The organism is Streptomyces sp. NPDC058691 (assembly GCF_042714775.1).
Taxonomy (GTDB): Bacteria; Actinomycetota; Actinomycetes; order Streptomycetales; family Streptomycetaceae; genus Actinacidiphila.
This window is the reverse complement of sequence record NZ_JBHXSO010000001.1, coordinates 278,002-302,221: the sequence shown is the minus strand read 5'-3', so window position 1 is coordinate 302,221 and position 24,220 is coordinate 278,002. Positions and strand designations below refer to the sequence as shown.

Annotated in this window: 26 protein-coding genes; 16 read left to right on the top strand and 10 right to left on the bottom strand. The window is 68.9% G+C overall.

Annotated elements, in window-relative coordinates; genetic code table 11:
* Window positions 1-569: 569 nt before the first annotated feature.
* Window positions 570-896, top strand: coding sequence for a DUF6176 family protein (locus tag ACFWVC_RS01435; protein WP_384273669.1), 327 nt, complete (start codon window positions 570-572; stop codon window positions 894-896).
* A gap of 115 nt (window positions 897-1,011) precedes the next feature.
* Entirely contained in the window at window positions 1,012-1,218 is a 207-nt protein-coding gene (locus ACFWVC_RS01430) for a hypothetical protein (RefSeq protein WP_384273666.1), read from the top strand.
* Between the two features lie 27 nt (window positions 1,219-1,245).
* On the opposite strand, the gene ACFWVC_RS01425 is transcribed toward ACFWVC_RS01430, so the two are convergent.
* Window positions 1,246-2,670, bottom strand: a complete 1,425-nt coding sequence (locus ACFWVC_RS01425) for a sensor histidine kinase (protein ID WP_384273664.1) — start codon at window positions 2,668-2,670, stop codon at window positions 1,246-1,248.
* A complete protein-coding gene (locus tag ACFWVC_RS01420; RefSeq protein ID WP_384273661.1) occupies window positions 2,667-3,401 on the bottom strand; it encodes a response regulator transcription factor in 735 nt (244 codons plus the stop codon). The genes ACFWVC_RS01425 and ACFWVC_RS01420 overlap by 4 nt, the downstream gene beginning before the upstream one ends.
* 170 nt (window positions 3,402-3,571) lie before the next feature.
* Here ACFWVC_RS01420 and ACFWVC_RS01415 point away from each other — a divergent pair, with 170 nt between their 5' ends.
* The 3 genes from ACFWVC_RS01415 to ACFWVC_RS01405 are packed head-to-tail and all read left to right on the top strand — an operon-like array spanning window position 3,572 to window position 6,148.
* Window positions 3,572-4,933 carry a ferric reductase-like transmembrane domain-containing protein gene (locus ACFWVC_RS01415; RefSeq protein ID WP_384273658.1) on the top strand — a complete coding sequence of 454 codons (1,362 nt, stop codon included), beginning with the start codon at window positions 3,572-3,574 and terminating at the stop codon, window positions 4,931-4,933.
* A gap of 11 nt (window positions 4,934-4,944) precedes the next feature.
* Window positions 4,945-5,388 (top strand): FMN-binding protein, encoded by a 444-nt coding sequence (locus ACFWVC_RS01410; RefSeq protein WP_384273655.1) that lies wholly within the window; start codon window positions 4,945-4,947, stop codon window positions 5,386-5,388.
* Window positions 5,381-6,148 (top strand): FAD:protein FMN transferase, encoded by a 768-nt coding sequence (locus tag ACFWVC_RS01405; protein ID WP_384273653.1) that lies wholly within the window; start codon window positions 5,381-5,383, stop codon window positions 6,146-6,148. Before ACFWVC_RS01410 ends, ACFWVC_RS01405 begins: the two co-directional genes overlap by 8 nt.
* Window positions 6,149-6,502: 354 nt before the next feature.
* Here ACFWVC_RS01405 and ACFWVC_RS01400 read toward each other — a convergent pair whose 3' ends face one another.
* Entirely contained in the window at window positions 6,503-7,201 is a 699-nt protein-coding gene (locus tag ACFWVC_RS01400) for an MBL fold metallo-hydrolase (RefSeq protein ID WP_384273650.1), read from the bottom strand.
* A 160-nt stretch (window positions 7,202-7,361) separates the two neighbouring features.
* On the opposite strand from ACFWVC_RS01400, the gene ACFWVC_RS01395 reads away from it, so the two are divergent.
* The 8 genes from ACFWVC_RS01395 (at window position 7,362) to ACFWVC_RS01360 (ending at window position 15,591) form a co-directional block, all read left to right on the top strand.
* Window positions 7,362-8,045, top strand: a complete 684-nt coding sequence (locus ACFWVC_RS01395; RefSeq protein WP_384273648.1) for a TetR/AcrR family transcriptional regulator — start codon at window positions 7,362-7,364, stop codon at window positions 8,043-8,045.
* A 321-nt stretch (window positions 8,046-8,366) separates the two neighbouring features.
* A complete protein-coding gene (locus tag ACFWVC_RS01390) occupies window positions 8,367-9,011 on the top strand; it encodes a transposase (RefSeq protein ID WP_384273645.1) in 645 nt (214 codons plus the stop codon).
* Window positions 9,012-9,105: 94 nt separating this feature from the next.
* The gene (locus tag ACFWVC_RS01385) at window positions 9,106-11,349 is read left to right on the top strand and encodes a helix-turn-helix domain-containing protein (RefSeq protein WP_384273643.1); all 2,244 of its coding nucleotides are present in this window, start codon (window positions 9,106-9,108) and stop codon (window positions 11,347-11,349) included.
* A 118-nt stretch (window positions 11,350-11,467) separates the two neighbouring features.
* Window positions 11,468-12,262 carry an alpha/beta fold hydrolase gene (locus ACFWVC_RS01380; protein ID WP_384273640.1) on the top strand — a complete coding sequence of 265 codons (795 nt, stop codon included), beginning with the start codon at window positions 11,468-11,470 and terminating at the stop codon, window positions 12,260-12,262.
* Window positions 12,259-13,086 carry an alpha/beta fold hydrolase gene (locus tag ACFWVC_RS01375; protein ID WP_384273638.1) on the top strand — a complete coding sequence of 276 codons (828 nt, stop codon included), beginning with the start codon at window positions 12,259-12,261 and terminating at the stop codon, window positions 13,084-13,086. Before ACFWVC_RS01380 ends, ACFWVC_RS01375 begins: the two co-directional genes overlap by 4 nt.
* Window positions 13,083-13,880: an alpha/beta hydrolase gene (locus ACFWVC_RS01370; protein ID WP_384273635.1), complete on the top strand. Its 798-nt coding sequence runs from the start codon at window positions 13,083-13,085 to the stop codon at window positions 13,878-13,880. The genes ACFWVC_RS01375 and ACFWVC_RS01370 overlap by 4 nt, the downstream gene beginning before the upstream one ends.
* A gap of 862 nt (window positions 13,881-14,742) precedes the next feature.
* Window positions 14,743-15,213 (top strand): hypothetical protein, encoded by a 471-nt coding sequence (locus tag ACFWVC_RS01365; RefSeq protein WP_384273632.1) that lies wholly within the window; start codon window positions 14,743-14,745, stop codon window positions 15,211-15,213.
* 195 nt (window positions 15,214-15,408) lie between these two features.
* Entirely contained in the window at window positions 15,409-15,591 is a 183-nt protein-coding gene (locus ACFWVC_RS01360; RefSeq protein WP_384273629.1) for a hypothetical protein, read from the top strand.
* Between the two features lie 264 nt (window positions 15,592-15,855).
* Here the strand turns inward: ACFWVC_RS01360 and ACFWVC_RS01355 are convergent, their stop codons facing one another.
* The 3 genes from ACFWVC_RS01355 to ACFWVC_RS01345 form a co-directional block, all read right to left on the bottom strand.
* Entirely contained in the window at window positions 15,856-16,095 is a 240-nt protein-coding gene (locus ACFWVC_RS01355) for a hypothetical protein (RefSeq protein WP_384273626.1), read from the bottom strand.
* On the bottom strand, window positions 16,092-16,739 hold the full coding sequence (locus tag ACFWVC_RS01350; RefSeq protein WP_384273624.1) for a DsbA family oxidoreductase: 648 nt from the start codon (window positions 16,737-16,739) through the stop codon (window positions 16,092-16,094). Before ACFWVC_RS01350 ends, ACFWVC_RS01355 begins: the two co-directional genes overlap by 4 nt.
* A 304-nt stretch (window positions 16,740-17,043) precedes the next feature.
* Entirely contained in the window at window positions 17,044-17,988 is a 945-nt protein-coding gene (locus ACFWVC_RS01345) for an aldo/keto reductase (RefSeq protein ID WP_384273622.1), read from the bottom strand.
* A gap of 228 nt (window positions 17,989-18,216) precedes the next feature.
* On the opposite strand from ACFWVC_RS01345, the gene ACFWVC_RS01340 reads away from it, so the two are divergent.
* Window positions 18,217-18,657, top strand: coding sequence for a winged helix-turn-helix transcriptional regulator (locus ACFWVC_RS01340; RefSeq protein ID WP_384273620.1), 441 nt, complete (start codon window positions 18,217-18,219; stop codon window positions 18,655-18,657).
* Between the two features lie 53 nt (window positions 18,658-18,710).
* Here ACFWVC_RS01340 and ACFWVC_RS01335 read toward each other — a convergent pair whose 3' ends face one another.
* The 4 genes from ACFWVC_RS01335 to ACFWVC_RS01320 all read right to left on the bottom strand — a co-directional run bounded on the left by ACFWVC_RS01335 (window position 18,711) and on the right by ACFWVC_RS01320 (window position 22,771).
* Entirely contained in the window at window positions 18,711-18,869 is a 159-nt protein-coding gene (locus ACFWVC_RS01335) for a hypothetical protein (protein ID WP_384273617.1), read from the bottom strand.
* 871 nt (window positions 18,870-19,740) lie between these two features.
* Window positions 19,741-20,733, bottom strand: coding sequence for an aldo/keto reductase (locus ACFWVC_RS01330; protein ID WP_384273614.1), 993 nt, complete (start codon window positions 20,731-20,733; stop codon window positions 19,741-19,743).
* A gap of 626 nt (window positions 20,734-21,359) precedes the next feature.
* The gene (locus ACFWVC_RS01325) at window positions 21,360-21,920 is read right to left on the bottom strand and encodes an NADPH-dependent FMN reductase (protein WP_384273611.1); all 561 of its coding nucleotides are present in this window, start codon (window positions 21,918-21,920) and stop codon (window positions 21,360-21,362) included.
* An 80-nt stretch (window positions 21,921-22,000) separates the two neighbouring features.
* A complete protein-coding gene (locus ACFWVC_RS01320; protein WP_384273608.1) occupies window positions 22,001-22,771 on the bottom strand; it encodes an SDR family NAD(P)-dependent oxidoreductase in 771 nt (256 codons plus the stop codon).
* A 232-nt stretch (window positions 22,772-23,003) separates the two neighbouring features.
* Here ACFWVC_RS01320 and ACFWVC_RS01315 point away from each other — a divergent pair, with 232 nt between their 5' ends.
* Together ACFWVC_RS01315 and ACFWVC_RS01310 are read left to right on the top strand one after the other, a co-directional pair.
* Window positions 23,004-23,444, top strand: a complete 441-nt coding sequence (locus ACFWVC_RS01315) for a winged helix-turn-helix transcriptional regulator (RefSeq protein WP_384273605.1) — start codon at window positions 23,004-23,006, stop codon at window positions 23,442-23,444.
* A gap of 249 nt (window positions 23,445-23,693) precedes the next feature.
* Window positions 23,694-24,185 carry a hypothetical protein gene (locus ACFWVC_RS01310; RefSeq protein WP_384273602.1) on the top strand — a complete coding sequence of 164 codons (492 nt, stop codon included), beginning with the start codon at window positions 23,694-23,696 and terminating at the stop codon, window positions 24,183-24,185.
* The last annotated feature ends 35 nt before the right edge of the window (window positions 24,186-24,220 follow it).

Genomic DNA, 24,220 nt, shown 5'->3' with positions numbered 1-24,220 from the left:
CTCGTAGCTGTCCATCGCCCAAGTATCGCGGGCAGGTGGGCAGCCAAGTATCAGTGGCACAGCAACTGAGACCACAAGATCGTGTTACGAGCTCTTAGCTATGCGACGGGGGATGTCGAGTCAAAACTTTCATTTAGTGAAAGTTTTTTGCTGTCCCCTGATCCGAAGGTAGCATATGGATATTCGCATTCAGACTTCAGGAAGTAGAGTCTCGTGGCCTCGTTGAAGGAATTCAGATGGATGGCCGTTGATTGACCCCTGAAGGTGCGCGGCATCTTCTCACAGCGGTACAGGAAACAATAAGGGAGCGCGCACCTGCGCACTCGGGGCCCCCGAGACGCCTCCCTTACACGGGCGGGGGCCTGTCACTCCCGAAAGAGCAGCCGGCCCCCTACTGGTGACGCGGTCTGCGCGCAACAGGCCGCGTCACCGGCCTCGTACGGCATCCACGACGGACGTCAGAGCGGCAAGCACCTACGCTTGCGAAAGGGCAGACGTAACAGAGGGGGAGATCACTCAGAGGTCTACCCTCTCCAATCGACCAGCCCCGTGGGGATAGGATTTCAGCCATGATACATATAACCGTAACTCAGGTAGATCCAGGCAAAGTCGAAAAACTTCGCGATTGGTTGCAGGTGGTGCAGGGCCCGCGACGGGATGAGGTCACGGCGACCTTGGTTGATGAAGGTGTGCGGCACGAACGCGCGGTCCTCGTTGAGTCCTCGGACGGACCGCTGCTGGTCTATGTTGTCGAGTGTGACAACTACGAAGCGGCGCGGGCCGCATTCGCGAAGTCCGAGCACCCGATAGATGCGGAACACAAACAGGTGATGGCCGAGGTAGGAGGCACTCCTGTGCCATTCGAAGAACTGCTGGACGTAAAACCCCCAGCGTAGTTCCCTTTGATCGTGAGGGTGCCGCTCTGGCGCCGCCACAGTCAAGCCTCACACAGGCCTGTCATCAGCGCCGACACACCCTCCAGGGGCGCGCGAGGCGGCTGCCCGGGGTCAGGTGGAGAAGCCCGCGCGGGAGACGGTCGCCGAAGTGCTCGCGGAGGTGACTCCGGAGGACCCGGCGGCTGTCGATGCACGGCTGCCGACTGCGGGCGAACGGGTGGCATCGGCGTATGCAGGGACCGAACGGCAGGTCATCGGGGTGTTGACGGTGCCGAACTGGTGGAACGCGGACGCGATCCACGTCGTCGGCCCCGGGCGGTGAGGCGCGGAAGTGGGGCGGGGGCGCGTATCAGTCGGGAAGTGTCAGTCGGAAGGCCGTGTGTTCGGGGCTGCTGGTGACGGTGATGGTTCCGCCGTGGGCGGTGATGACGGCGTGGACGATGGCGAGGCCGAGACCGGTGCTTCCTGCGCTGCGGGAGCGGGCGTGGTCGGCGCGAACGAAGCGGCCGAAGACCTCCTGCTGGAGCTCTTCGGGGATGCCTGGCCCGTTGTCGCTCACGCTCACGGAGACGCTGTTCTGATCGGTCGTGAGGGCGATGGTCACTTCGGTGCCGGGCGGGGTGTGGGTGCGGGCGTTGGCGAGGAGGTTGCCGATGGCCTGCTGGAGCCGGTGGGCGTCGCCGGTGAGGGTGACCGGGTTGTCGGGCAGGTCGAGGAGCCAGCGGTGGTCCGGGCCTGCGGCGCGGGCGTCGTCCGTTGCGTTGAGGATCAGCAGGGTCAGATCGACCGGCTCGTGTTCGAGGGGGCGTCCGGCGTCCAGACGGGCCAGAAGGAGCAGGTCGTCGACGAGGCGCGTCATGCGTTGCGACTCGCCGTCGATGCGTTCCAGGGCGTGGCGGACCTCGCCGGGAACGGGGCCGTGGTGGCGCAGGGCGAGTTCGGCGTGGCCCCGGATGTTGGCGACGGGGGTGCGCAGTTCGTGGCTGGCGTCAGCGGCGAACTGCCGGAGCCGTTCCTCGCCGGCCTGGCGCCGGATGAGAGCGTTTTCGATGTGGCCGAGCATGTGGTTGAGTGCGGTGCCGACCTGGCCGACCTCGGTGCGGGAGTCGGTGTCGGGAAGTGGCCCTGGCATGGCGACCTCGCCGCTGGCTAGCGGCAGCCCGGCTACCTCCGCTGCCCGGGCGGTGACCCGCTGGAGGGGGCGCAGGGAGATCCGCACCCATAGGGCCCCGGCGATGCCGGTGACCACGAGGGCGGCGCCGAACAGCACGGCTTCGACTGCTTCGAGGCGGTGAACGGTCTCTTCCACCGGGTGCAGGGGTAGTCCGGTGATCAGAGTGTCCTGGTCGTCGCCCCGGACAGCCGAGACGCGGTACGCCCCCAGAGCGGAGATGCGGATGCTGTGTCCTTGTCCGTCCACGGGGATCGCTACCAGGGCGCGACGATCCCCGGGGGTGAGTTGGAGGGGGCGGTCGGTCGTGTCGTCAACGACGGCTGCCTGGGTGACGGAGCCGTTCAGGAGGCGGGCGCCAAAGGTCGATTCGGCCTGGCCCCGGGTGTCGGGGCGGTTGTCGGCGTCCGGCTGGGCTTCGTGTTCCAGGCTGGCGGCGAACCTGCCGCCGGAGGCGGCCAGTTGCTCGTCCAGGCGCCCCATCAGGAATCCGCGCAGTGCCAGGGCGGTGGTGATGCCGACAGCGAGGCAGGCGAGAGCCAGCAGGGTGACGAGTCCGGCGGTGAGCTGGCCGCGCAGGGTGCGGGGCGGTAGCCGTGTCACGAGGATTCCTGTTTGAGGACATAGCCGACGCCGCGCACGGTGTGGATCATCGGGGTGCGTCCGGCGTCGATCTTTTTGCGCAGGTAGCTGATGTAGAGCTCAACGATGTGGGCGCGGCCGCCGAAGTCGTAGGCCCAGACCCGGTCGAGGATCTGGTCCTTGGAAAGTACCCGGCGCGGGTTTCGCATGAGGAAGCGCAGGAGTTCGAACTCCGTACGGGACAGGTCGACGGTGTCCCCGCCGCGCCTGACCTCCCTGGCCTCTTCGTCCATGGTGAGGTCCCCGACGGTGAGCCGGATTGCTCCCGACTCGGCCGTCATGCCGGCCCGGCGGAGCAGTCCGCGCAGGCGGGCCAGGACTTCTTCCAGGCTGTAGGGCTTGGTGACGTAGTCGTCGCCGCCTGCGGTGATGCCCGCGATGCGGTCCTCGACCGCGTCGCGGGCGGTCAGGAACAGCACGCACACGCCGGGTGCCTCGCTTCTGAGGGCGCGCAGGATCTGCAGGCCGTTCAGGTCGGGCAGCATCCAGTCCAGGACCACCGCGTCGGGCCGGAAATCACGGGCGGTCGCGAGCGCAGTCGCCCCGTCCGCGGCGGTGCGGACGTGCCAGCCCTCCCCGGTCATGACCCCGGCCAGGACGTCCGTGACGTCGGGTTCGTCGTCGACGACGAGGATCCGCACGGGTTCTCCGTCGGGACGGTGCAGGAGGGATGTCGTACGCGGTTTGTCCATGGTCCACTCAGCATCCCCCGGAGCCGGCCATGGCGGTGCGAGCGATGTCTCTGAGTTTCCTCTGAATCGGCGCTGAGGGCGGCCGACGGGGTGGTTTCAGAAGGTACGCAGAGGTTGGGCTGTGAGGCTGGCCGCCCATCGCCGGAGCGAGTCTCATCCGGAGGAGCCTCATGACCACCACATACACCACCACGGGTGCGAGCCGTGGGATGCGCCACCGGCGTCCGCGCCGCAGCGCCGTGCCCCACCTGGCGCGGCTGGTGATCTGGGCCGGCGCCGCCGGAGTGCTGGCCCTGTGGTGGAGCGACACGACCTCGGTGATCGGCCCGGCGGGCTGGCTCACCGGCGCGGGACGCATCACGGGACTGCTCGCCGGCTACGCCTGCGCGGTGCTGCTCGCCCTGATGGCCCGCGTGCCGCTCCTGGACCACACCATCGGCACCGACCGTCTCGCCCGCTGGCACGCGCTGGGCGGCCGCTGCACCGTCTCCCTCGCAATCGCCCACACCCTGCTGATCATCTGGGGCTACTCACTGACCTCCCACACGAACGTGGTCGGCCAAACCTCCACGCTTGTCCTGCGCTACCCAGACCTCCTCAAGGGCACGGCCGGCTTCGCGCTGTTCCTGGCTACCGGAATCGTCTCGGCCCGCGCGGCCCGCCGCAGGATGAGTTACGAGACCTGGCACTACCTGCACTTCGCCACTTACCTGGCGGTCTTCCTCACCTTCGGCCACCAACTGTCCAACGGAGCCGACTTCGTCGGAAACCGCCCCGCCCAGTTGGCCTGGTACACGCTGTTCCTCGGGGTCGCCGCGCTGGTCGCCTGGTACCGGTTCGCCGTGCCGCTGCGGCGCGGACTGCGCCACCGACTGCGTGTCACCGCGGTCCACCCCGAGGCACCGGGTGTGGTCTCCGTCCACCTCACCGGCGAGCACCTCGAAGAGCTGGGCGGTGAGCCGGGGCAGTTCCTGCGCTGGCGCTTCATGGCCCGCGGACTGTGGTGGACCGCCAATCCTTACTCCCTTTCCGCCCCCGCGCACCCCCGCCATCTGCGCATCACGGTCAAGACCGCCGGTGGCCACAGCGCCGCGCTCGCCCGCCTGGCACCAGGCACCCGGGTGTGGGCGGAGGGACCGTATGGCGGCTTCACGGCGCACCGCCGCACCGCCGCCAAGGTGCTGCTCCTGGCCGGCGGTGTCGGTATCACGCCCTTGCGCACGCTCTTCGAGACGCTGCCGGGACAGGTGACCCTGGTCTACCGGGCCCGCCGCGCCGAAGACCTCGCCCTGCGAGGTGAAATCGACGCCATAGCCGCCCGTCGACGGGCCACCGTGCACTACGTCGTCGACGAGCCGGCCGGATACTCCTCACCTCTCACTGCCCTGGGCCTTGCCGCTCTGGTGCCGGATCTTGCCGCGCACGACGTCTACCTGTGCGGTCCACCCGGCATGACACAAGCCGCGATCAAGGCCCTGCGCGGTGCCGGCGTCCCGGCACCGCTCATCCACCACGAGTCGTTCGCGTTCTGAGGAGAACCGCCGTGCGCCGAGCCGTCCTCGCCACCATCGGGATCAGCGCCCTGATCGTCGCGCTGCTCGCTCTCAAACCCCACCAGCTCCCCGCCCTCGCCGGAGTCGCCCCCCGTTCCCCCACGGCTCCCCCGTCCCCGCATGGCCCCGCAGGCACCTCGTCGGGTGTATCCGCCGGGACGGGCACGTTCACCGGGGACCCCATCGACACCCAGTACGGAACCGTGCAGGTCGCCGCCACCCTCACCAAGGGAAAGATCACCTCGGTCCAGGTGCTCCAGGCCCCGGACCAGAACGGCCGCGACCAGCAGATCGCCGCCTACGCCTTGCCTCGCCTCACTCAGGAGGCGATCGGCGCGCAGAGCGCGCACATCGACGCCGTCTCCGGGGCCAGCTACACCAGCCAGGGCTACATCCAGTCCCTGCAGAGCGCCCTGGACCAGGCCCATGACTGACACCGCACACGGACTGCGCCACGTCGAACACGTCATGGGCACCGTCTTCTCCTTCGATATCCGCGACAGGCCCACCCCCGCCATCCGTAGCGCCCTCACCGAGGCTGTAAGGCAACTCCACGCGGTCGATGCCGTGTTCTCCACCTACCGGCCCGACAGCGACATCAGCCGCCTCGGCCGCGGCGAGGTCCGCCCGGACGACTGCGCTCCCGAAGTCCACGAAGTACTGTCCCTCTGCGCACAGGCCGCCCACGACAGCGATGGCTGGTTCAGCGTCGTCCCGGCCGGTGTCCTCGACCCCTCGGGCCTCGTCAAGGGCTGGGCCGCCGAAGCCGCATCCCAGCTGCTTTACGAAGCCGGCGCACATCACACCTGCGTCAACGGCGGAGGCGACCTCCAACTGCGCGGCCAGGCAGCCCCCGGCACCCCGTGGCGCATCGGCATCACCCACCCGCTGCGCCCCGGCGAACTGGCCGCCGTCATCTCCGCCGGCCACGACCTCGCCGTCGCCACGTCGGGCACTGCCGAGCGCGGCGTCCACATCCTCGACCCGCACCGCGGCACACCCGCCACCGCCTTCGCCTCCCTCACCGTCATCGGGCCCCGGCTGGCCACGACCGACGCCTACGCGACCGCGGCGTTCGTCAGAGGCGAGAGCGCACGGGACTGGCTGGAAGCTCTGGACGGCTACGAGGCACTCGCCGTGCTGCCCGACGGCCGCGCGTGGCAGACATCAGGATTCAGCCGGTATGGATCATGAGGCAGGACACGGACTCGTGCCCGCGCGCAGTGAGCACCCAAAGGAGCCCCCGCTGGCCTGCCCTCCCGCGAGAGGGTCAATCGTTCCGAGCTGGCTGGCCAGGCCCCTCAGGCTACGGCGGTACTGCGCAGCAACTCCCGCTTCCTCTGTGGCTCGCGGCTCTTCCTGAGGACCACCATGCCTCGGCCAACACGACGGATTTCAAGAGGACTTCACCGGAACGAATAAGGATCGCCAACAGCGTCCTTTCTGGGACAGAGTCCATAAAGTGGAATAGAACCGTCGTTAATCGACACGGCCGCCCACTCCTCGACTACACGCGCAACCGCGCCGCGGACCGTAGCGCCATCTGCCTCACCCGGATGCCGCGAGCCGACTGGGCACCGGAGCGACCTTGTCGAGGCGTCGTCGGGTCTCTTCCGCGTCGAGGGGCCCGCCGTGGCCGGGGAGTAGGCGCTGCGGACGGCGGTCGAGTTCGGTCATGAGCGCCCTGCGCACTCCGGCGGCGTCCTCGGTGAAGAAGTGGCGCTTCGGGCTCTGGCGGCGCAGCACGCCACCGCGAACCAGGTCGCCGACGAGCGTGTCGTCGCCGACGCGGACGACGAGCGACCCGGGGGTGTGGCCGCCGAACCGCTCGGCGTGCGCGTCGACACCATAGGGACTCAGGTCGAACTTGTCCTCCACCAGGATGTCGGCTTCGACCGGCTGGGCCTTCGCGCGGAGGACCATGGGCTTCAATATCGCACCGGCTGGATGACTGATCGGGAGTACGCCGATGCGTCCGGTACGCAGGAGTTGTTCGTCACCCAGGCCGACCGCGATCGGAACGCCGGCATCCGCGAACGACGCCGCCGTGCCGCTGTGGTCGTTGTGGCCGTGGGTCAGGAGGACCAGGGCGATGTCGCGAGGCTGAAGGCCCTGCGCGGACAGCGCGTCGCGCAGGCGGTCACCGTCCTCCGGTCCGCCCGTGTCCACGAGGATCGCCTGCTCGCCACGCAGGAGATAGGCGTTGCTGTTGCCCATGGAAAGCGGGGTGACGGTCGTGGCGCTCATGCGGTGCACCGTGACCCTTCGGCGCCGGCACCGACGTTCATGCGGCTGTCGACGGTGAGTATGTGAACGAGAACGTCCATGACCATCTCCCTTCACGCTACCGATGTAACTTTACGGCCGTAAGTAGAGCATGAGAACTTACGGCTGTAAAGTCATCGTCATGGCTCCAGCGGCAGCACGCAGACGCAACCCCCGAGGTCAGGGAGGGCAACTCCGCGACGAGATCGTGACCGCAGCCCGTGAGTTGCTGGTCGAGACCGGATCGGACAGCGCGGTGACCTTGCGGGCGATCGCCCGCAAGGTCGGCATCGCGCCACCGTCGATCTACGCGCACTTCGACACGCCCGACCAGATCGTGGAGGCCGTGGTCACCGAAACCCGCTCACTGCTGGTGCGTCATCTTGAAACCGCCCGGGCGGGAGCGGACGGCGCGCGTGAACGGCTCCTGGCCGACTGTCACGCCTATCTCGCCTTCGGTGCCGAACAGCCCGAGCTCTACGCCCTTCTGTTCTCCCGCCCGCGGCCCAGGGGTAGCAGTACCACAGAAGAACGCATTGACCAGGCGGTACGCCAGCTCGCGCCCATTGTCGGCGAGCCCATCGCGAGTCAGCTCGCTCCCGCCGAAGCATTCTCGATACTTCTGCGCGACGTCGCCGATGCGATGCGCGACGGCACGTCCCGTGCGGAGGATGCGCTCGCCACGGCGACCGCTCTTTGGGCGGCTCTGCACGGCCTCATTCTGCTCCGCGCTCGCATTCCCCGATTCCCGTGGCCGCCACCCGGTCCGTTGGAGGACGAGATCATCAGTCGGCTCGCATACCTGCACGACCCTGCACCCAGATGACCGCTTGCTCGGCGCGACGCTGCCGGATCGTTAGGGTCGGATTCGAACTCTCTCCAAGAAGCTGTGGTCCTTACGATCGTGAGGGATGCGCGTCGAACGGGAGCCCCGATCGGGCGGTCGGGGGCGCTGGGCGCATACGAACAGGGGCTCTTGAACAGCTCGTTGGTGTCGAATCGCCGAGCAGCAGGAGGCCCTGGTGCACCAGCCTTGCGTGCCGATGGCGGGCAGTCCAGTGCGGTCACCTGGGAGTGCGACTGCCTGGCTCACCGGTTCGGCAACGCCGCCGACAACGGGACGCGGCAGCCTCGTCACCCGACGGACATGACGGACGGGGAGTGGGCCGTGGTCCGCCCGCTACTTCCGGTCCCGGGCTGGATGCGTGGCCGGGGCGGCCGGCCGGAAGGGTACTGCCACCGGGCCATGCTCGATGCAATCCGGTATCTCGTGGACAACGGGATCAAGTGGCGGGCAATGCCTGCCGACTTCCCACCATGGGACCGCATCTACGCATTCTTCCGCCGCTGGCGCGACAACTCCCTGGTCAAGGAGTTCCACGACCAGTTGCGCGGCCGGGTCCGCAAGGAGCTGGGGCGGGATGCGGAGCCGACGACCGGTGTGATCGACTCGCAGTCGGTCGAGGCGGACGCCGTCGTCGGAACGGCGATGACGGCTGCCGCCAGCAGGACGAGTGCCGTGTGCATGCTCAGGAAAGGCGCAGGATTGGAAGACATCGCCGAGGTTGGGGGTCTCGACGGCCGACCGGCCTCTTCAGCCGGGACACATCCTGCGCATGGACCACGCCCGCACCCTGCCCGCCCGACCTGGCCGTCGTGGCGTCATCACCGCTCGCCGACGCCGCGACGGACGGCCCCACGGTCGCTGGTGCTGCTGCCCGCGGCGGTGCCCACGGGTACAGCGGGCGGCCGCCCGGTATACGGGAGACGTCTGGGGCGGTGCGGCTCGTAGCTCGGAAACCACTCTGATTCCGGGATCGCTCAATCACGCTCGTAACTGGCCCAGCCCTCCTAGCATCGGTTTGAGCAGGTGAACAGGGGGGCTAATGGCGCTGGGGAAGCGGCTGCGGGAGTTGCGGCGCATCGCTGGGATGACGATGGAGGAGCTGGCCGAGGCGTCCGGGGTGAGCGCCCGTGCGATCAGTGACATGGAGCGGGGGCACAGTCGGGCGCCGCAGCCTCGTACGCTCACCGCGCTCGCCGCTGCGCTGAGGCTCGGTGAGGAGGAGCGCCGCCGGCTGGAGGAGGACGCCCGCGCCCTGCGCCGCCACACCGCCGCCCGGCCCGGCCTCTGCGAGCCCCCGCGTACGGTGCCCGACTTCACGGGCCGGGTGGACGAGCTGGCGCAGGTACGCCGTTTCGCGATGGGCAATGGTCCCGGCGGCCCCGCCCCGGTCGTCCTGGTGCATGGGCAGGCGGGAGTCGGCAAGACCACTTTCGTGCTGCGCGCGGCCGAGACGTTCCGCGGGGATTTTCCGGGTGGATGCCTCTACGTGGATCTGCGTGGCGTCGACCCGGCCCCTCCGTCCGCCGGTGACGTGGCGGTGCGGTTGCTGCGAGCGCTGGGAGTGCCGTCGTCCGGTGTCGCCGGCTCGGACGAGGAACGGTGCGGGCAGCTGCGTGCGCTGCTGCGGGACCGGCGCTGCCTTCTGCTGCTGGACAACGCCGCTGATGAGGCCCAGGTGCGTCCCCTGCTGCCGGGCGTGGGGGCCGGGCTGGTACTGGTGACCTGCCGGCGCATGCTCAGCGGGCTGGACGGCGTCCGGCGACTGGCCCTCGGCTCCTTGTCTCCCGAGGAGTCGGCGGCGCTGCTGCGGACGATCGCCGGTCAGGCGGCGGCGCCGTCGGCCGCGGACGACGTCGCGGAGGTATCCCGTCTCTGCGGGCACCTGCCGCTGGCGCTGCGTATCGCCGGCACCCGGCTCTCCACCCGGTCCGACTGGACGGTGCGCCACCTGGTCGACCGGCTGGCGGGCGAGGACCGGCGGCTGGCCGCGCTGCGCAGCGGCGACGTCAGCGTGGTGGCCACCTTCACGCTGTCCCATGCCCAGCTCTCCCCGGAGGCGCGCCGGGTGTTCCGGCGGCTCGCCCACCTGCCGGGGCCGGACTTCTCGGCCCCGCTCGTCACCCTGGTGACCGACGACCCTCTGCCCGACACCGAGGACGTACTCGACGAACTGGTGGAACTGGGCCTGCTCCTGCCATGCGCCGGCAACCGCTACCAACTCCACGACCTGCTCCGCCTGTTCGCCGGTGAACGGCTGCGCGGCGAGGAGCCGGACGGTGAACGGACAGCCGTCCGGCTCGATATGGCGCGGCGCTTGCTGGAGATCACCGTCACCGCGGGACGCTGGTTCGAACCCGGATACGGCGCGCCACCCGAGGAGTGGGACGGGCCGGTCCCCCTCGCCACCGCGGAGGAGGCGTCGTACTGGCTGCGAGCGGAGGCGGAGAACTGGCTGGGCGCCCTGCGGATCGCCGCCACGGCCGCCGATCACCGCCGGGTGGTGAACACCGCCGAGGCGCTGCACTGGTTCTCCGACACCGCCATCGCCTGGCGCGGTTGGTACGAGGTGTACGGACTCTCCCGCACGGCCGCCGCCGCACTGGGCGACCGCCGCCTCGAGGCGACACACCTCAACTACTTCTCCTGGGCCGCCAACGCCTGCGCCCAGCGCTATCGGGAGGCGCTGGCAGCTGCGCTGGCAGCGAGAGAGATCGCGGTGGCGGAGGACGACCGCAAGGAGGAGGCGTGGGCGCTGCAGTACGCGTCGGACGCCCTTCACTACGACGGACGTCTCGCGGAGTCGCTGGAGACCGCCTGTCTGGCGCTGCGCCCGGCCGACCTCGCCGGCGATCACGACGGATACGTCCATACGCTGGTGCGTGTGGGGTGGTTGCAGGACGCGCTCGGACGGTATGAGGAAGCCCTTGCCACCTTCCGTCGGACGCTGCGGGAACTGGCGGCGCGGCCCGTCACAGCCGGCCCCGGGGAGTCGGCGCACGCACGTGCCACGGTGTACGCCGCGCATGTACTGGCCCGCCTCGGGCGGTATCGCGAGGCGCTGGCCCAGGCGCGGGAAGCCGCACTGCTGACGGCGACGCAGGACACACGATCACTGACCTGTCGGCTCCACCTCGCCCGCGGGACAGCCCTGGCCGGACTGGGTGATCACCGGGCGGCACGCGCCGAACTGGATTGCTTCGTGCGACTGACTCAGGAAACCCCCCTGGTCAACGACGCGTTCGCCGACGAAGCACGAAGGCTCCTGGCCACGCTGAACGACTGACAGGCGGAAATCCTGCGTGTCGTTCTGCGTGGTCCGGGCGCGCGGGGCACTGCTTTCCTCGTCGTACGGCCGTACCAGGCCGTCTTCGAAGAAACCCCTGGAAGGGGCACGTCTCCTCATGTCTCCCCCCGTTGCCCGCAGAACCTTCCTGGCCGGAGCCGCCGCGGCCACCGCGGCCGCCACCGCCGTCGGCCCCGCTGCCGCGACCGGCCAACCGCCGCGGCCGAAGCCGACGATCGTGCTGGTGCACGGCGCCTTCGCCGACGCCGGCGGCTGGTCCCAGGTGATCTCCCACCTCACCCGCGAGGGCCACTTGGTCATCGCCCCGCCCAACCCCCTGCGCGGCGTCCACGCCGACTCCGCCTACCTCGCCGCCTTCCTCGACACCGTGCCCGGCCCCCTCGTACTGGTCGGGCACTCCTACGGCGGCGTGCTCATCACCAATGCCGCGCACGGCAACGAGCGGATACGGGCGCTGGTCTACGTGGCCGCCTTCGCCCCGGACGCCGGCGAGACCGTGCCCGAGCTCCAGACGAAGTTCACCGGCACCAAGCTCACCGAGGCGGCGCTGGACTTCCGCCCGTACCCGCAGGGCGTCGAAGGCTATGTGAAGCGGACGGCCTTCCGTGAGGTGTTCGCCGGTGACCTGTCCGTGCAGGAGGCCGACCTGCTGTGGGCGACGCAGCGCCCCGGCGACACCGCGACCCTGTCCGAGGCCTCCGGGGAGCCGGCCTGGAAGACGGTCCCGTCCTACTACCTCGTCGCCCGCGAGGACAACCTCATCCCGGCCGCCGCCCAGCGCTTCATGGCCCAGCGGGCCGGTGCGCACACCGTCGAGGTCCGGGCCTCGCACGTCGCCATGATCTCCGAACCCCGGACCACCGCCGCCCTCATAGGAAAGGCAGCACGATGACCTACGTGACCACGCCCGACGGCACCCGGATCTTCTACAAGGACTGGGGCACCGGACGGCCCGTCGTCCTCAGCCACGGCTGGCCGCTGAATTCCGACAGCTGGGAGGCGCAGCAGCTCTTCCTCGCCGAGCACGGCTACCGCGCCATCGCCCACGACCGCCGCGGGCACGGCAGGTCCACCCAGACCTGGCACGGCAACGAGATGGACACCTACGCCGACGACCTCGCCGCCCTCCTGGACCACCTGGACCTCCAGGAGGTCACCCTGGTCGGCTTCTCCACCGGCGGCGGCGAGATCACCCGCTACATCGGCCGCCACGGCACCGCCCGCGTCGCCCAGGCGGTCCTGGTGGCCGCGGTGCCGCCGCTGATGGTGCGCCGCGACGACAACCCCGGCGGCGTGCCGGCCGAGGTGTTCGACGGGCTGCGCTCCGGCTCGCTCGCCGACCGCTCCCAGCTCTACCAGGACCTCGCCGACGGCCCGTTCTTCAACCACCCCACCACGCCCGTCTCGCGGGGCGTCCGCGACGCCTTCTGGCTGCAGTCGATGGCCGCCGGACACCGCAACGCATACGAGTCGATCGCCGCCTTCTCCGCCACCGACTTCCGCGCCGACCTGGCCCGTTTCGACGTGCCCACCCTCGTCGTCCACGGCGACGCCGACCAGGTCGTCCCCTTCGACGTCGGCGGCAAGGCCTCGGCGGCGCTGGTCAAGGACGCCGAACTGCTCGTCTACCCGGACGCACCGCACGGCCTGACCGACACTCACAAGGAGCGGCTCGGTCAGGACCTGCTCGCCTTCCTGGAGGGGTACGGGATATGAGCACCGTCGTACTGGTCCACGGGCTGTGGGTGACGCCGCGCAGCTGGGAGCACTGGATCCCGTACCTGGAGGCCAAGGGGCACACGGTCCTCGCGCCGGCCTACCCCGGTTTCGAGGTCGAGGTGGAGGCGCTGCGGGCCGACCCCTCGCCGATCGCGTCGCTGACGGTGCCCGAGACCGTCGCCCACCTGGAGAAGGTCATCACCGGCCTGCCGGAGAAGCCGGTCCTCATCGGCCACTCCTTCGGCGGAGTGCTCACCCAGTTGCTGCTCGACCGGGGGCACGGGGCGGCCGGGGTGGTGATCGACTCGGCACCGCCGGAGGGCATCCGGGTCAACCCGCCCTCCCAGCTGCGATCCCTCTTCCCGATCTTCAACAACCCGGCCAAGCGGCACCGGGCGGCCGGCTTCACCGCCGAGCAGTTCCACTACGCCTTCACCAACACCCTCCCCGAGGAGGAGGCGAGGGCAGCGTACGACCGGTACGCCATCGCGGCGCCCGGCAGCTGGGTGTGGACCTACGGGCTGATCGCCAACCTCACCCCCGGCAAACGGGAGACCTGGGTCGACTTCCACAACCCGCGGCGAGCCCCGCTGCTCTTCATCGCCGGCGGACGGGACCACATCATGCCGCCGTCGGTCAACCGGTCCAACTTCCACCACTACAAGGCGCCGGGCACGGTCACCGACTACCACGAGTTCCCCGACCGGTCCCACTGGACGTGTGCGGAGCCGGGCTGGGAGGAGGTCGCCGACTACGCGCTGGACTGGGCGCTGCGTCACGCAGAAGCCTGAACCGGGCGGCCCACCCCACCACACGGCCGGCGCCGGGCCTTCCCACAGGCCCGGCGCCGCCCTTCCGGCACAGCTGCGCTCCTTCCCCGCTTACGAATATCCGTTTTGAGCCCTGCCGCGCAGGACGTGCTCAGCCTCGTCATCCACGGCGGAGAGGACCGGTCCAGCCCCGTGCAAAGCGAGGCACGTCAGCCGCCCGGTGAAAACGCCCGCCGCCGACCAGCACGCTGCGCACGGCAACTTCCGCGCCTGGACCCAGCTGACCGCCGACACCCGCAAGCGAGGAGGCTTGGGCCGTGGGGTGAGTGTTCCAGCGTGCTGTCGATCGCGGTGCGGTCACGGGCCGATGGTCGAAGCACTCGCGACTCGAGGACATCGCCGGGACCGCACCCAAACCGGTCGAGGAGAACTACCTTCCGCCCGCCACCGTCCGGGCCTCCTTGGGTTGGTCGCCCTGGTCAGCGCGCGTAGGACGCGGTGATCTGCGTGGTGGTCGTCCCGGATGGCGGCGGTCAAGGCGAGGAACGCCACAGGATGCGGCCGACCATGCCACCGTAGCCTATACGGCGGCAGACGCTTCTCGACTGGTCGCCGTCACGGTCGATCTGCTGGCAGCCGTGTGCGCCCACCACCTCGAGGCTGAGGCGCAGTTGCCGCCTCAAACACACCATCGCGCCCTGATGCTGTGGATCCGCGCCTTCATCGAGCCTTCGGGTTGGCGGGGTGCGACGGCGGGGCGGCATGGGTGGTCGCGCCGGCGGCGTGGCCCGAAACAGTACCGGTCAGCCGGGCACAGTAGGTGGCGACTTCGTCCTTGCCTCCCGCCGCCTGCTCCCGGTGGCGGGTGCCTGGGGGGCACAGCGTGAACTGGACCGCCCTCGAAGCGACCCTCGGGACGGCGCTGCCCTCGGACTTCCGCTCACTGGCGGAGGCGTATCCGGTCCTAGTCGTCGACGACTTCCTGACGGTGTCAGCTCCCCGGCCCGGCGCCGAGGCGTCATGGGCGGCCGCGTCCAGGGAGGACGAGATCCTTCAGTATCTGTACGAGATGGGCGACACCGAGGACTACGTTCCCTTCCCGCAGCCAGGAGGCATGATCTCCTGGGCGGCGTCCAATTCGGGGGACTCCTTCTACTGGAGGACGAGCCCAGCGGACCCAGACGCGTGGCCCGTGGTCGTCCGCGGAGACGACGGCGACTGGTCGGAGTTCCCGGTTGGCGCCGTCGAATTCTTGGCCGGCGTGTACGGGCGCACCATCCACGTGCCGGGCATGCCCCGGGACTTCCCCAGCGACTACCCGCAGGTGCTGGGCCTGAGCGACCGCATCGACTGATCGGCAGGCGCATGTGAACAGCGCTCGCCCCTGGGGATCCCGAGGGCGTCATCCATGGGGGTTGCGTCCTTGGAAGTGGTGTAGCGGGTTGGACCTGATCCGGGGGTTTGCTCCGGCGTCCGGGTTGGTGCCCGCATAGACAATCGGCCACCGGCTGATCTTCGAAGTGTCGAAGCCTCGAAGGAGATCAGCACGATGACCGCACCGGACAGTCTGCCCCTGTACGCCCTCACCGAAGAGAACCTCGCCGCGGCGATTACTTCCCGCACTGGCCGCTCGAACGGCGACGCCCTCCAGCTCGCCATCGGCGAACCGAAGATCCTCACGTTCAGGCCGCGCTGGCGGCAGGTGCGCGGCAGTGGCCGGGAGGTGTATTGATCAGACTCGTGGCCGTCGCCAGCCGGCGAATCGCGCCATTACCGGCCTGACGGCCCGCCAAGCGGTTGGGACCAGGAGGACGCCCGGTGCTCGGCGCCCTCGGGATCAGCGAGTTCGACGAGCGGGTCCATCGCGCTTAACTGGCCAAGCCGGGCAGCGCGGGAGATCGCCGAACACCTGGGCACCACACCCGGCCGGATATGGCACGCGGTGGCCCGGTTGGTGGAACTGGGCGATGCTTCGGTGCACAGCTGATTTGAGGTGTTATTGACGATTTTCTTCGCGCTGGTCTGGACGAGTCGGACCTTGGCGAGGATCTCGTCGGCGCTGACGGTCCAGGTGAACGGCTTCGCGTTCAGCGACAGTCGGCGGGTCGGGTATCACCGACTTGTCGTCCGCTGGAAGCGGCGAGGTGACGCATTCGCCGGTTTCGAGGTCGCAGTACCCCGCGACAGCGGCGGACAGCAACTCGATGGGCTCGGGCGGATCGTACTTGTCACTCATCGTTTCTCCCACGCCGTGCGGATGGCATCCGCGTATGACTGAACGGTCCCGGCACCGGGGACGCCATAACGACCCGCGAGCACCACGAACGGGACGCCTGCAGCCCCCAGCCGGAGCGCCGCCTGCTGATCGCGGCGGACTTGGGCGGCGAACTGGTCCCCAGCCAGCACGGTGCGAACCTCATTCTCGGGGAGACCCACCACGACCGCTGAGGCAGTCATGGCGGCGTGGTCGTAGGTGTCCCGGCGGCCGCTGAACAGGGCGCGCTGCAACCGGCTCATGAGCTCGTTGGCGACCCCGTGCTGCTTGGCCAGTTGGAGCAGCCGCAGCGCGTCGAAACTGCTGGCATGGATGCGCTCCATCTCGTACGGCAGCCCATCTTGATCAGCCATGGCCTTCACGCGGCGATCCATCTCGAGCGCTCGCTCCACGCTCACTCCCATCTTCTGGGCGGTGTAGCTCGCAATCTCAGCCGGCTCTTTCGGAGCTGAGGCGTCAAGTTCGAAGGTGTGCAACTCCAGTTCGATCTCGTCCTGGCGTCCCGACCGCGAGATCGCCGTCTCGAGGCGGTGCTTTCCGACGTAGCAGTACGGGCAGGCCACGTCTGCCCAGACGTCGATGTGCAATTTGTCGGTTTGTGCCACCACCAGATCTCCTTCAGTTGTGCCGGTGCTGCTGCGGTCGTGGGTTCAGGTTTGTGGGGATTGCGATGAGGTGCGGGGCGAGGGTCGGATCGATGGTTGCTGCGGTTCACGCAGGAGCGGGTGAAGGCGTTCGACTTCGCGTAGCGCCGTACGCGCTCGCGGTCCGGCCGCGAAGGGCACCGCAGGGGCCGGGCGGGGGCATTCCGGAGGTGTCGGGTCCCTGCGCTGAGCAGCTCGGGCCGAGGAACGCCGTAGCGGAAGGTCCACCGTCGGAAGAGCCGTCAACCTCGCGGAGGCTGGTGTTTCAGGTCGAGGCCTTCGTGAGCAGGCGTATGTCCTCGTCGGTGAGGGTGAGGTCCTGGACGGCGAGCAGTCCCGGGAGCTGTTCCAGGTTGCGGGCGCTGGCGATCGGGGCGACGACGGTGGGGCGGGTGAGGAGCCATGCGAGGGCGACGGTGGCGAGCTCGGCGCCGTGCGCCGCGGCGACGGTGTCCAGCGCCTCGAGCACCGCGACGCCCCGCTCTGTCGACGCGTACCCGGCCGCGCGATCCGCGCGTGCGCTGTCGACGGTGATGCCGGGACGGTACTTGCCGGTCAGGAAACCGGTGGCGAGTGAGAAGTAGGGCAGGGCGGAGAGGCCGGCGGCCTCGGCGGTGTCCTGGAGCGCGCCCTCGTAGGTGTCGCGGGAGACCAGGTTGTATTCCGGCTGGATCACCACGTACCGGGCGAGGTTCTCGCGCTCGGCGAAGTCGAGGGATGCCTGGAGCCGTTCCGCGGAGAGGTTCGAGGCGCCGACGGCGCGCACCTTGCCGGCCTTCACCAGGTCGTCCAGGGCTGTGACGATCTCCTCCACGGGCACGGACGGGTCGTCGTAGTGGGAGTAGTAGAGGTCGATGTGGTCAATGCCGAGGCGGCGCAGCGACTGCTCGGCCGCGGCCTTGATGTTGGACGCGGACAGCCCCTTGTAGTCCGGGTGCAAACCGACCTTGGTGGCCACGATGACCTTGTCGCGGTTGCCGCGCGCGGCCAGCCACTTGCCGATGACGGTCTCGGACTCACCGCCCTTGAGACCTTCGATCCAGGCCGAATAGACGTCGGCAGTGTCGAGGAAGTTGCCGCCGGCCTCGGTGTAGGCGTCGAGCACGGCGAAAGAATGCTTCTCTTCGGCCGTCCAGCCGAAGACGTTGCCACCGAGGGCGAGGGGGAAGACGGCGAGGTCGGACGTGCCAAGTTTCTGGAGTGCAGTCACGACGGGCATACCCTTTCGGCTCGTGAGGATGCGGTGTTGGCGCGGCAGGTGGGAACAGTGCCTGAGGCGGTGGGAATACGCGCGGATGCCCGGTAGCTTCCAGCCTGTGCACAAAACAGCCGCTTCGACCGCGTTGGCGACTGACGCGTAGGCCCACTGTGCCGGAGCGCGAAGAGGCTTACAAAAGGCATGTCTATGTTCCTGAGGAACATCGGAAGGGCGTCATCAGTGAGCAACCATGAGGGCCAGCCGGCCTCCACCGGCGAGGCGCGGGCGAACGTACTACGCCTCTCGGGCCCGTGCGAGCGCTGGGCGCGGGACGCGGACTTCATCCGCGAGATCCTCGACCTGGTGGGCGACAAGTGGAGCATGCTGGTCATCGGCGCCCTGGCCGACGGCGACACTCGCTACTCGGACCTCGACACCGAGATCCCCGCCATCTCCCGGCGCATGCTCACCCTCACCCTCAAGCACCTTCAGCGCAGCGGGCTGGTCGAGCGCACCGCCTACGCAGAGGTGCCGCCCCGCGTCGTCTACTCCCTCACCAGCCTCGGCGCCTCCCTGCTCTCCGCCGTCGAGCACCTGGCTGCCTGGTGCACCGAACAGCACACCGAGGTCCGGCGCCACCAGGACGCGTACGACACGAACGCCGCCACACGGAGTGAGTGACCGACGCGAGGCGGAGCGGATCCCGTACCACCGTGAGGTTTTCTCAGCGAAGATCATTTCCAGTGGTTGTCGAGCACGCGAGCGGCGCGGGCCATGTCGCCAATGCGGCTGGGGCGGAGGCTGATGTGCTCGAACGCGCGCCAGCGTTCCTTGAGTTCGGCGGCGGTGCGCTCGCCGGCTCCGATGTAGCCCTTGTCCGCCAGGGTGGGCACGCCGTCAGCGTCGGCCTTGTGCAACGCGGGCAGCGCGTGCAGGCGGGCGACGGTGATGTCCGGGGTGGGGCCCGCAGGAACTGGATGTTGCCGCCGAAGGTCTTGTGCTTCTGGGGCGGAACGACAAGTCGTTGCCGTTCTCACTGACCCTCCCGGCCGGATCGATGAGGGTGCCGTCCAGCACCACATGCGTCATGCTCTTGGCGCGGCCGCGGTCCAACACCTCATGGGGGACCGGGGCTTGGTCGGCGAGGGCTTCGATACGGTCGTGCAGAGAGCGGTCGGTAGCCGGCGGCCTGGATGATCCCGACCTCCCGGGCCAGGCAGTGGACGCAGCCGCGTTCACGGAACCAGCGCGGCACCAGCGCCGCTTGACGGAACGGGCCCGGCGCCCGCGCGCCGCGCGGGGTAAGCCCTTGGTCGATTCGGGGCACGCACGGCACGATATTACTGTTCTCTGCCCCGACCCATCATTAGGCTACTACGCTGCCCGAATAGCGCCGAAATCCGGCATAGCTGTTCGCGAGCAGTCGACACCATATGGCCGTGGCGCGCTTGCTCTTTTGGTGGAGAGAATTGCGGCCTGGACTTGTCGAAATTGCTGGCGGACCTTCTGCTCCGCAGTGAAATCGAATCGGTCGACGGTGGTCGTACCGGTCGCCTCAAGGCCGCAGAAGGGTGTACGGGGCGGGGATGGCCGCTGGAGTTGGATTGCTGTACGCCGATCCTTCTCCGAACGACAAAGCCCTGTGTCCGGACCCGCACACACGACAGCCCTAACCAAAGCGCGCTTAAAGATGGCGTTCCGGACCAGCCCTGTGAGGGGTCCCGGCTCACGCGAGCCGGGACCCCTCCGGACGGGCGTGGACTACTACTGGTTGATGCGGCTCATGTCGGCGTACCGGTCGCCGACCGGCGCCGCCACCTCGGACAGCTGCCTCAGCTGCTCGGGCGAGAGCACCAGCTCGTCCGCCACCACGTTCTGCTCCAGGTTGGCGACCCGGCGCGTGCCAGGGATGGGCGCGATGTCGTCGCCTTGGGCGAGCAGCCACGCGAGCGCAACCTGAGCGGGCGTCGCCCCGAGCTGCTTGGCGACGTCGTCCACCTGCTCCACGATCCGGATATTCACCTCCAGGTTGTCCCCCTCGAAGCGCGGGTTGGTCCGGCGCCAGTCGTCGGCGTCGAGCTGGTCGAGCGAGCGGATCGTGCCGGTGAGGAAGCCGCGGCCGAGCGGCGAGTAGGGCACGAAGCCGATGCCGAGTTCACGCAGGGTGGGGAGTACTTCGGCCTCGGGGTCGCGCGTCCACAGCGAGTACTCGGTCTGGATGGCGGTCACCGGGTGCACGGCGTGCGCACGCCGGATGGTGGCGGGCGCCGCTTCCGACAGCCCGTAGTGGCGGATCTTGCCTTCCTCGATCAGCTCGGAAAGCGTCCCGACCGTGTCCTCGATCGCCGTCTCAGGGTCTATCCGGTGCTGGTAGTAGAGGTCGATGTAGTCGGTGTTCAGGCGTCGCAGCGAGCCCTCGACCGCCCGCCGCACATTCTCGGGGGTGCCGTTCAGCCCGAGGACCGGCAGCCCGTTCTCCTCGGGCACGAGGTGGTTGATCTGACCGAACTTGGTGGCGATGACCACCTCGTCACGGTGGCCGGCGAACGCCTTGGCGAGCAGTTCCTCGTTCGTGTACGGACCGTAAATCTCGGCGGTGTCGAAATAGGTGACGCCCAGCTCCATCGCGCGGTGAATCGTGACGATCGACCCGGGGTCGTCGGTGCCGGCGCCGGTGTAGCCCCCGGACATACCCATGCAGCCGAGGCCCAGACGCGAGACCTCGAGCCCCTCGCCTCCCAGTGTGATCTTCTTCATGCGGATAACCTTTCCTACAGTCGATCTTGTATTCGATGGCGGCGAGGCTCGCCGATTCCTTGAGCCCTTGCATTGCTGGACATTTCCCGGCAGGTGAGGGTGCGGCGCTGGCGCGGCAGGAACAGTGCCGGAGGCGATGAGGCGGGGTTGCGCCGCCTGTAGTGCCCGGTGGTTTCCGCCGTGTGCGCAGAGAATGACCGCTTCGACCGGTGTGCTGACGCCCGGTGCGTAAGTCCACTGTGTAGGAGCGCAACGACGGCTGCAAAAGGTACTTTTATGTTCCTGGGGGGCACCGGAATTAGGCACCTTCGTGGATGGCGAAGACCGTGCCCCCCTGCCGAATCACTCCGTAACGCGGCGGCATCCACAGGGCAACCCACCGCCTTCGTGATCTTCCACATCCACCATCCGCCCGAGCAGGGTGGCCGGCCTCAGATGGCCCCGCGCCGAACGCCGAGTACGGTCAGCCCGGTCATTTATGGGGCCGGTGCGGGGAACAAGGGCGTCGCCCACGTTTTCGGCCGCCCGTGCGTCTTGCGTACGGATAACGCCGGGTGGAGGGCCATCCCCTGCCCTCCACCCGGCACCGGAACGCTTCCGCTCGGAGCGTGCCGGGGACAGGGGGCTCAGGACGCGCGGACCTCGACGGTGGCGACAAGGGCGCTGAGTACCTGCCTGAGCTGCGCGACGGCTTCGGTGTCATCGGCCGGGTGGGTCTCGGCGAAGCGGGTCACCGAGCTGGGTATCGCCAGCTTGGCGTCCTCCAGGATCGTGGCGCCGGCGATACGCGCGGACTTGCGGGCGTCGTCCTGGGCCCACACCCCGCCGTACTGCCCGAAGGCGGTACCGACAACAGCAGTCGGCGAACCCGCCAGGGCGCTGGAGCCGAACGGGCGGGACAGCCAGTCGATGGCGTTCTTCAGCACGGCGGGCATGGTGCCGTTGTACTCGGGGGTGACGAGCAGGAACGCGTCGGCGCGCGCGGCGCTCTCACGCAGCCGGGTGGCGGCGGCAGGACGCTGCTCGTCGGTGTCGATGTCCTCGTTGTAGAAGGGCACCTCGGCCAGGCCCTCGTAGAGGGTGACCTCGACGCCCTCGGGGGCGTGTTTGACGGCCGCCTCGGCGAGCTGAAGGTTGTGTGAGCCGGAGCGCAGGCTGCCAACGAGGGCGAGGATGTGGACGGACATGGGTACTCCATACATAAACGTGCCGACGGAACAAATGCGCACCGAGAGAGGTGGATCTCGGTCCGCGGTAGCGAGCAGCGCTACTCGCGCATGGTCAGACCGCCGTCCACCGACAGGATCTGGCCAGTGATCCAACCGGACTCCGCAGACAGCAGGAAAGCGAGCATGGAAGCGAGGTCCTCGGGCCTACCAAGCCGCGGCAGCGCGGTTTTCTCCAACAGGGCCGCGCGAACCTCGGGGGGCGTGCCGGCACGGAGGTTCTCCGTGAGGACGACCCCGGGGGCGACGGCGTTGCACCGGATGTTCTCTTGGCCCCACGCCTGGGCGGTGTGGCGGGTGAGCGCATGCAGGGCGATCTTGGATGAGGCGTACGCGGTGAGCGCCGATTCCCGCTGCCACGCCGCCAGGGAGGAGACGTTGACGATCGAGCCGCCGCCCGCGGCGACCAGCTCGGGCAGGCTTTCGCGAATCACGAGCCCGGCGCCGGTGACGTTGATCCGCATCATCTCGGCCCACACGTCGGGGTCCATGGAGTCCACGCCCTGATCGCGGGCCATGAGGTCCGCGTTGACAGCGGCGGCGACGTTGGCGACGCCGTCAAGCCGGCCGAACCGTTCCATGGTCTGGCCGACCAGACCGACGATGGAATCCTCGTCCCGAAGGTCGAACTGGACCGTGTGCAGTCGGTCGGCCGCTTCGGACGCCTGCTCGCTGATCGCCGCGAGCTTGCCGGCGTTGGTACCCGCCGCGGTCACTCGGGCGCCCTCGGCCAGCAGTCGCTGTACGGTGGCCGCGCCGATGCCCGATCCACCCCCTGTGACGATGAAGACCTTGTCCTTGAGCCCTTCCATTGCCGGGCACATCCTTTCGGCTTGCGGGGTGCGGCGCTGACGCGGCAGGTCGGAACAGCGCCGGAGGCGATGAGACGGGAATACACCTTCATGCGCGGCTGTTAGTGGTATGTGCGGGAATGACCGCTTCGACCGCGTTGGCGCCTGGCGCGTAGGGCCACTGTGCAGGAGCGCGACGAAGGTTACAAAAGGTATGTCTATGTTCCTGAGGAACATCGGAGGGGCGTCATCGGTGAGCAACCATGAGGGCCAGCCGGCCTCCACTGGCGCGTCGCGGGCGAACGTAGTGCGCCTCTCGGGCCCGTGCGAGCGCTGGGCGCGGGACGCGGACTTCATCCGCGAGATCCTCGACCTGGTGGGCGACAAGTGGAGCATGCTGGTCGTCCGCGCCCTGGCCGACGGCGACGCCCGCTACTCGGACCTCGACACCGAGATCCCGGCCATCTCCCGGCGCATGCTCACCCTCACCCTCAAGCACCTTCAGCGCAGCGGGCTGGTCGAGCGCACCGCCTACGCAGAGGTGCCGCCCCGCGTCGAGTACTCCCTCACCAGCCTCGGCGCCTCCCTGGTCTCCGCCGTCGAGCACCTGGCTGCCTGGTGCGTCGAAAAGCACACCGAGATCCGGCGCCACCAGGACGCGTACGACACGAACGCCGCCACACGGAGTGAGTGACCGGCGTGAGGCGGAGCGGATCCCGTGCCGCCGTGAGGTTTTCTCAACCCTGATCCACCGGCTTGAGGTCCGTGTGATCATTTTCCGGACTTCGGGCTGGTCGGCTGGTGGAGGCATCGCCCTCGGACTTCGCGGTGGAGCCGGAGGATGTCATGGCAGCCCTCGTTCCGGCGTTGGTGCGGGTGGGGCTTGTACCCGTGAAGGACGGACTGCCGGTTGGCCGCCTTGACCAGCAGCTCGTCAATACTGGTGGCGCGAGCGAAGCGGCGCACAGTGGAGTGGTCCAGCAGCCAGGTTGTGCACCACCCGGGTCCGGCGCTGCCCGGCTGTGTCGGCGCCGACATTGCCGCGCGCAGGTACGGGCCGCAGAACACCGCTGAGTTCCATGCCGAGCTGCTGGCGCGGCGCGGGCGGATCGAGGAGCTGCACGCGCTCGCGGCGGGCACCCGGGTGTCCGCTGCCGCTCGCCCGTACGTGACGGCCCTGGAGGACCTGGGCCGGGCCGGAGACGCGGAGGCGTACCTACACCGTCTCATCAACACCGCCCGGTATCCGACCGGGTACCACAGCGAGCTGCTCGAACTGCTGCTCTGCCAGGGCCGGTTCGACGACCTACGAGGACTTCGGAGTGGGCTCCGCCTGCATCCGTCAGGTCGCCCCAGGGCAACTCCCGGCACCTGCCGACGAGTCGGCTACCCGCCCCGCGGCCGCGACCCCGACCTTCGGGGTCCTGCGCAGTGACGCCGGCCCTGGCACTTGCTTCGCTTGCCGCACAC

Bases quoted from the DNA above. Each gene is read 5' to 3' on its own strand.
- ACFWVC_RS01330 (WP_384273614.1), bottom strand. From the start codon at position 20,733: ATGAAGAAGATCACACTGGGAGGCGAGGGGCTCGAGGTCTCGCGTCTG.
- ACFWVC_RS01405 (WP_384273653.1), top strand. From the start codon at position 5,381: ATGACTGACACCGCACACGGACTGCGCCACGTCGAACACGTCATGGGC.
- ACFWVC_RS01380 (WP_384273640.1), top strand. From the start codon at position 11,468: ATGTCTCCCCCCGTTGCCCGCAGAACCTTCCTGGCCGGAGCCGCCGCG.
- ACFWVC_RS01395 (WP_384273648.1), top strand. From the start codon at position 7,362: ATGGCTCCAGCGGCAGCACGCAGACGCAACCCCCGAGGTCAGGGAGGG.
- ACFWVC_RS01400 (WP_384273650.1), bottom strand. From the start codon at position 7,201: ATGAGCGCCACGACCGTCACCCCGCTTTCCATGGGCAACAGCAACGCC.
- ACFWVC_RS01360 (WP_384273629.1), top strand. From the start codon at position 15,409: ATGACCGCACCGGACAGTCTGCCCCTGTACGCCCTCACCGAAGAGAAC.
- ACFWVC_RS01325 (WP_384273611.1), bottom strand. From the start codon at position 21,920: ATGTCCGTCCACATCCTCGCCCTCGTTGGCAGCCTGCGCTCCGGCTCA.
- ACFWVC_RS01355 (WP_384273626.1), bottom strand. From the start codon at position 16,095: ATGAGTGACAAGTACGATCCGCCCGAGCCCATCGAGTTGCTGTCCGCC.
- ACFWVC_RS01370 (WP_384273635.1), top strand. From the start codon at position 13,083: ATGAGCACCGTCGTACTGGTCCACGGGCTGTGGGTGACGCCGCGCAGC.
- ACFWVC_RS01435 (WP_384273669.1), top strand. From the start codon at position 570: ATGATACATATAACCGTAACTCAGGTAGATCCAGGCAAAGTCGAAAAA.
- ACFWVC_RS01375 (WP_384273638.1), top strand. From the start codon at position 12,259: ATGACCTACGTGACCACGCCCGACGGCACCCGGATCTTCTACAAGGAC.
- ACFWVC_RS01385 (WP_384273643.1), top strand. From the start codon at position 9,106: ATGGCGCTGGGGAAGCGGCTGCGGGAGTTGCGGCGCATCGCTGGGATG.
- ACFWVC_RS01420 (WP_384273661.1), bottom strand. From the start codon at position 3,401: ATGGACAAACCGCGTACGACATCCCTCCTGCACCGTCCCGACGGAGAA.
- ACFWVC_RS01415 (WP_384273658.1), top strand. From the start codon at position 3,572: ATGACCACCACATACACCACCACGGGTGCGAGCCGTGGGATGCGCCAC.
- ACFWVC_RS01390 (WP_384273645.1), top strand. From the start codon at position 8,367: ATGACGGACGGGGAGTGGGCCGTGGTCCGCCCGCTACTTCCGGTCCCG.
- ACFWVC_RS01320 (WP_384273608.1), bottom strand. From the start codon at position 22,771: ATGGAAGGGCTCAAGGACAAGGTCTTCATCGTCACAGGGGGTGGATCG.